The sequence below is a fragment of the Bartonella sp. TT110JLCBS genome (genome assembly GCF_042193405.1).
Taxonomy (GTDB): Bacteria; Pseudomonadota; Alphaproteobacteria; order Rhizobiales; family Rhizobiaceae; genus Bartonella.
The window spans coordinates 1-650 of sequence record NZ_JBHILT010000232.1 but is presented as its reverse complement, the minus strand read 5'-3'; the positions used below and the strand labels follow the sequence as shown (position 1 = coordinate 650).

Sequence of the window (650 nt, the reverse complement as noted above, 5' to 3'; positions counted from 1 at the left end):
TTCTTTATGATTAGCTTTTTATGGTCTATTCATACATGGCAATTGTTTATAAAAAATGGTCAAATGAATCACGTATACAAGTGTGGATTCTTGAGTGGATTCATATAAGATGATTACACTCAAACTATTGACTTTATTGTGTTTTTTGATATTACGCCGCATATAAAACTTTCTCAAGCATCTCATGATACTGACCACCGTCAAATTCTTCGTATTCTCTTGTGCCATCATCATATTCGTAAAGATTGTAAAAATATTCAGCTACCCCTAATCCCCATGGTGCATGCCCCACCGCCGTTGCAACCCACTTTTTTACCCTTTCTGTTTACGTTTTTTTTATCACAAAATCTTTAAATAGCTCTGTACAATGCCTTTCTGTCAATTTAAACGCATATCTATTCTCAAAATCATCAGCAAATTTCACTACTTTGCTGTTTATCCTTCAATGCTTTTAAATACGATTTCATTACGCTGCAAATAAACTAATAACCTCTTTACTTCTGATGCATTCTGATCCATAAGTGTCTTTAAGCGTAGATCGCTGTTGCAAGTTGATTGAAGCTTTCTGAAAGGTTATTTGCGAAATTGTTTGATGATGATTTATAGCATGCGGTTGCATATAGTTTTTCCGTTTCTAATTTTTTGTGTTT

1 protein-coding gene is annotated in these 650 nt (G+C 33.5%); it reads right to left on the bottom strand.

Annotated features, from left to right (window positions below; genetic code table 11):
- Positions 1-151: 151 nt before the first annotated feature.
- Positions 152-292, bottom strand: a complete 141-nt coding sequence (locus ACFILW_RS10615; protein ID WP_375646751.1) for a hypothetical protein — start codon at positions 290-292, stop codon at positions 152-154.
- Positions 293-650 lie beyond the last annotated feature (358 nt).